General features: G+C 71.3%; 5 protein-coding genes. 3 read left to right on the forward strand and 2 right to left on the reverse strand.

The genetic code is table 11. The annotated features are described in order from the left end of the window. Positions 1-479: 479 nt before the first annotated feature. Complete coding sequence (locus AB0I73_RS40165; RefSeq protein WP_363045334.1) at positions 480-662, reverse strand: hypothetical protein; 183 nt, start codon at positions 660-662, stop codon at positions 480-482. 217 nt (positions 663-879) lie between these two features. Beyond that, a complete protein-coding gene (locus AB0I73_RS40170) occupies positions 880-2115 on the reverse strand; it encodes an FUSC family protein (protein ID WP_363045335.1) in 1236 nt (411 codons plus the stop codon). A 98-nt stretch (positions 2116-2213) separates the two neighbouring features. Between AB0I73_RS40170 and AB0I73_RS40175 the strand changes: the two genes are divergently transcribed. The 3 genes from AB0I73_RS40175 to AB0I73_RS40185 form a co-directional block, all read left to right on the forward strand. Continuing rightward, on the forward strand, positions 2214-3071 hold the full coding sequence (locus AB0I73_RS40175) for an SMP-30/gluconolactonase/LRE family protein (protein ID WP_363045336.1): 858 nt from the start codon (positions 2214-2216) through the stop codon (positions 3069-3071). After that, complete coding sequence (locus AB0I73_RS40180) at positions 3068-4510, forward strand: glucose-6-phosphate dehydrogenase (protein ID WP_363045337.1); 1443 nt, start codon at positions 3068-3070, stop codon at positions 4508-4510. The genes AB0I73_RS40175 and AB0I73_RS40180 overlap by 4 nt, the downstream gene beginning before the upstream one ends. Next, positions 4507-5379 (forward strand): MFS transporter (locus tag AB0I73_RS40185; protein WP_363045338.1); only part of this gene is annotated, 873 nt, incomplete at its 3' end. The genes AB0I73_RS40180 and AB0I73_RS40185, both read left to right, overlap by 4 nt.

The following is a 5379-nucleotide window of genomic DNA, read 5'->3' on the forward strand; positions in this document are numbered from 1 at the left end:
GCCCGAGCTGCCCTCGTCCTGCTCCAGCTCGAACACGGTCGCACCGCCTGAACGAAGATCACAAAACGTCACGAGACATTACCGAGAAGAGTTCAATGGCGACCGCGGCGAGGAGCACGGCGGCAGGCAGGTACCGGGACCACCGCATTTTCCTGGGGGCGTGCTTGTACTGGTACCGCTCCATCCCTGGTGGTCCTCAAGTCGTCCTGTACCAAGCTGGTCCCCAGTTTCTGGTAGATCCTTGTTCGAGGCGACCGCTGGACCGTCTCGATGGGGCGCAGACAGCTGAGTCGGTGATCACGGCTCGTGTGCCACAGGCGTGCCGGAGCAAGCGGTCTCCGTCACGGTCGACGAGGGCGGCTGGACGCAGGGAGCCCAAGTTCCAGCCATACCCAGGAGGCAGACCTGGTGATCAGCGGAAACGGTCCCGCAGGGCACCACCCGGCTCGTCGCGTCCCCGTAGTGGACCGATGCGTGGATCACAGAAGACCCGTCTCGAAGGCGTCGTCGGCGAGCATCTCCCAGGCCGGGGAGAATGTGGGGTACTTCGCCGCCACCTCGGCCGGCGGCCGGGGCTCCTCGCCCAGCAGGCGGTACGCCACCTCGTTCTCCGGCGGATGCGTCGGGTTCGGGCCGTCCAGCCGGTTCTTGTCCGTGGTCACGACGTCCGTCGGTTTCTTGTGGTGAGCCGTCCCTTTGGGGCCGGGGGGTGAAGATGCGGGCGGTCGGGGCGCGGGCGATCATCGGAGTGGTGGTCCCGCGCCGCCTGTCGGCCGTTTTATGCCGCCTTCGGGCGCCCCTCTGGCCACGATCCCGGACGGAGTTGCCATGCTCAGGAATGACGGGGCACAGTCTGCTTCCTCGGCCCCGCGACCGCCCTCACGACCTGCCGCTTCGGGTGGACGACCGGCTGGCCCTGTCCCGGAGCCGTTTCGACCAGCCGATGAGCCGTCCGGACCAGCGGCGGAATCGGCCGGGTGGCATCTTGGTGGGGGGTACGCGCCGGTCCAGCGCGCCCGTGCGGATCGCCTCGCGCGCGTCGGCGAGGTCGACTCCCGCGAATGTGATGATGTCGGTCGCGACCGTGCGGAGGCTGTGGGCCAGGAAGGCGCGGTCCGCGTCGACGGGCCCGGCCGCCTGCGCGGTGATCCGCGTCGCGAGTTGCAGCGAGCGGTCCGCGGCGCGCTGGCGCGTGTCGCGGTCGTCGAGCCCGTCGGCCAGCGAGGCGATGACGGCCGTCAGGTCGCGCACCGGCTCCTGGAGCCGGCCGCGGGTGTCGGAGTCGGCCGACGCGACGAGGCGGGCGAGCATGAGGCAGTTGGCACCCAGCAGATCGAGGTGTTCCGCGTTCTCCTTCTCGCGCACGACGACTTTCGCCCGCCAGGTCAGCACGCGACGTGTGACACGCGTGTTGGTCCGCCCGACCCGGCGCAGCTCCAGCAGGTGGTCCAGCACCTCGCGGAGTTCCCCGACCGCCTGTCGGGCGAGCCTGTCGTCGTCCTGGTCGATGGCGTCGGCCAGGGTGGTCAGGCCGTCGGCGATCGCGTTGAGCGCGGTTGTCTCGGCGCGACGCAGCAGCGCCAGGGGCTCGGGCGGGAAGAGGAGCTGCGAGAACACGAGAGCGATGCCCGCGCCGGTCAGTGCGTCCACCAGACGCTGGACACCGTTCGCCTGGTTGCCCAGCGCCACCACCAGGATGGAGCTCACCGCGGCCTGGACGACGACGACCTGTGCGCTCCGCAGGGCGCGGGCGGTCGCGAGCGAGATGAAGACGGCGAGTGCCATCGTGCCCGGACCCGTTCCCAGGGCGGCGAGCACGAGTTGGCCGACCAGCAGACCGAGGAGCACACCCTGGAGGAGCCGGACCGCGTGCAGGCCGCGTTCGCCGAGGTTCGCGGTCAGCGCGGCCATCGCCGTGATGGGTGCGAAGTACGGGGCGGGGTGGTCGAACACGTAGCGGGCCACCAACCACGCCGCTGTGGCGCTGGCGGTGGCCTGAAGGAGCAGCCACACGTCCAGGGCGACCCGGCGGCCGCCGACCGAGAGCCCCGACACCGCCCGACGTGCCACCGCGCCGACTCCGCGGGCTGTTCTGCGGGACCGCGGCGCGCTCACCCGGCTCATCATGCCAGCCGGCCACCCCGCCCGCCGGGCGCCGACCGCCCCCGGCGAGCCACGCCTGTGCCTGTGCTCACGCCCGCGCCGGAAGGGAGGTGGCGACAGTGAAGGTCGAGCAGGTGACCGAATCGATCGCGTACCACGGTGAGGGGCCGGTCTGGTCCGAGGCGTGGGGCGGGCTTCGGTGGCTGGACATGCTGGCGGGGGACGTGCTGTCGCTCGCCGCGGACGGGACCGTGACGCGGCGGCACGTCAACACCGTGGTGGCTGCGGTCCGGCCCAGACGACGAGGTGGCGCCGTCATCGGTGTCACCCGTGGGTTCGCCCTCGAGGACACGGACGGAAAGGTGACCCTCTTGGATTCCCTGTGGAGTGATGAGCGTGTCCGCATGAACGAGGGCGGATGCGATCCCGACGGGCGGTTCTACTGCGGCTCGATGGCCTACGACGGTCGGCAGGGAGCCGGATCGGTCCACCGCCTGGACCCCGACGGCTCGACGACGACCGTCCTCGACGGAGTGACGATCTCCAACGGTCTCGAGTGGAGCCCCGACGGCGACCGCGCCTATTACGCCGACACCGCGACGGACCGCGTCGACGTCTTCGACTACGACCGTGAGCGCGGGCTGAGCGGACGGCGCCCGTTCGCCGCCGCACCGGGCGGTCCGGGCAGCCCGGACGGACTGACGGTCGACGCGGAGGGCGGGGTGTGGGTCGCCCTGTACGGCGGCGGCTCGGTGTGCCGGTACGCGCCGGACAGCACCCTGGACGAGGTCGTGAACCTCCCGGTCACCAAGGTGACGGCATGCGCTTTCGGCGGGCCGGAGCTGGACCGGCTGTTCATCACGACCTCCCGCGAGCACCTGGAACCCGGCGCCGAGCCGGAGGCGAGCGCGTTGTTCACCTGCACACCCGGTGTCCGGGGTGTGCCCGCCCGGGAGTACGCCGGATGAGCGGCGCCGACGCTCCCGCGGGCGGCTCGAAGGGTGAGCGGGCCGGGCAGGCCGGGTCCGAGTCCGGGCGGACGCAGACTCTGCTCATCCTCGGCGCACGCGGCGACCTGACGGCCAGGCTGCTCCTTCCGGGACTGGGCGGCCTGGTCGCCTCGTCCTCGCTGACCGACCTCTTCCTCGTCGGCAGCGACCGGGGCGAGGAAGGCGACGAGGCGTGGCAAGCGGTCGTAGCACAGGCGTTCGCGGCCGGTGAGGCGAGCGGGCCGGCCGTCGACACCGTCGTCCGCAACGCGCGCTATGTGACCGCGGACGCCACCGACGAGGGTGACCTGCGCCGCCTGCTGGAGTGCCGCCGTGGTCGCCTCACGCTGTACTTCGCGCTGCCGGCGGCCGTGACGGTCGATGCCTGCCGGGCGCTGGCCCGGATCGGCGTGCCGGACGGTACGCGCCTGGTGCTGGAGAAGCCCTTCGGCACCGACGCGGCCAGCGCCACCGCGCTGAACGAGCTGCTGCACGGCTTCGTGCCCGAGGACCACGTGCACCGCGTCGACCACTTCCTCGGCATGTCGACGGTGCTCAACATCCTCGGCGTCCGGTTCGCCAACCGGGTGATCGAACCGCTGCTCTCCGCGGAGCACGTCGAAGCGGTCGACATCGTGTTCGACGAGACGCTCGGCCTCGAGGGCCGGGCCGGCTTCTACGACGTGACGGGCGCCCTGCGCGACATGATCCAGAGCCATCTGCTCCAGGTGCTGGCGATCGCGGCGATGCCCCCGCCGAGCACGCTGGAGCAGCTCGAGGTACGGGACTCCAAGGCGCACATCCTCCGGGCGACCCGCGTCTGGGACGACCGTCCCGAGCGGTTCAGCCGCCGCGCCCGCTACACCGCCGGCACGATCGACGGCCGCTCACTCCCGTCGTACGCCGACGAGGAGGGCATCGACCCCGCCCGGGGGACGGAGACCCTGGCCGAGGTGGTGTTCGCCGTCGACACCTGGCGGTGGGCCGGTGTGCCGTTCCGCATCCGCTCGGGCAAGGCGATCGGCTCACCCCGGCAGGAGGTCACGTTCTGGTTCAAGGCCCCCCAGCACGTCCCGGACGGGCTCACCGGCGAGGCCCGCGCCAACAGGCTGCACATCGGCCTCGGCCCGCGCCGCCTCCAGATGGACATCAACATCAACGGGCCGGGCGACCCGTCCACCATCTCCCCGGTCACGCTCGACACGCGTTTCGGGCCCGGCGAGCTGTTCGAGTACGGCGAGGTGCTGCGGGGCGTCCTGGAGGACGAGAAGCCCCTGTCGGTGCGCGACGACATGTCGGTCGAGTCGTGGCGCATCGTCCAGCCGGTGCTGGACGCGTGGCGCGACGACCGGGTCCCGCTCGAGGAGTACCCGGCCGGGAGCGCCGGTCCGGCGGCGTGGGAGGCCAGGACGCCATGAGCGAAGCGCTGAACACGCGCCCCGCAGAGGAGAGCCAGTTCGTCCACCTCACCCCGCAGGGGGTGCACAGCGTCCGCCGCTGGGCGATGTCCATCACCCTCGGCAGCTTCCTGTTCGGCTTCGACACCGGGATCATCTCGGGCGCGCTGCTGTTCATCCGGGAGGACTTCGGTCTCAACTCCTTCGAGCAGAGCTCGGTGGTGAGCGTCCTGCTGCTCGGCGCGGTCGTCGGCGCGCTGACCAGCGGGAGGATCGCGGACCGCTACGGACGGCGTCCGCTCCTCGCCGGCCTCGGTGTCCTGTTCTTCCTCGGGGTCGTCGCCGCCGCCCTCGCAGGCGGCTACGGGGTGCTGATGCTCGGCCGCGTCATCATGGGCCTCGCCGTCGGCGGTGTGTCGGCCACGGTGCCGACCTACCTCGGTGAGATGGCACCGGCTCAGGTCCGGGGCCGCGTCCTCAGCCTCAACCAGCTGCTCATCAGCGCCGGTCTGCTCGCCTCCTACCTCGTGAACTGGGCCTTCTCCGGGTCCGAGAACTGGCGCGGAATGTTCTGGGTCGGTGGCATCCCGTCCGCGCTCCTCGTCCTGGTGTGCGTGTGGCTGCCCGAATCCCCTGTGTGGTCGCTCGCCCACGGCAAGACGGACCAAGCCCGAAGGACGCTCGACAAGGTCACCGAACCGGGCGGTACGGACCTGGTCGTCTCCCGCTTCGGCCGCACCGGCCAGGATGGTGAGCAGCGCTCCGAGGGGACCGGAAGCGACTCCGGGAACCTGAGGGCGCTGTTGGCCCCGGCGGTCCGCCCCGCGCTCCTGGTCGGCGTGATCCTCGCCGCCCTTCAGCAGTTCTCCGGGATCAACACGATCCTCTAC

Origin of the sequence: Streptomyces sp. NPDC050388 (assembly GCF_040655635.1) — a bacterium.
In the GTDB taxonomy this organism is placed as follows: domain Bacteria; phylum Actinomycetota; class Actinomycetes; order Streptomycetales; family Streptomycetaceae; genus Streptomyces.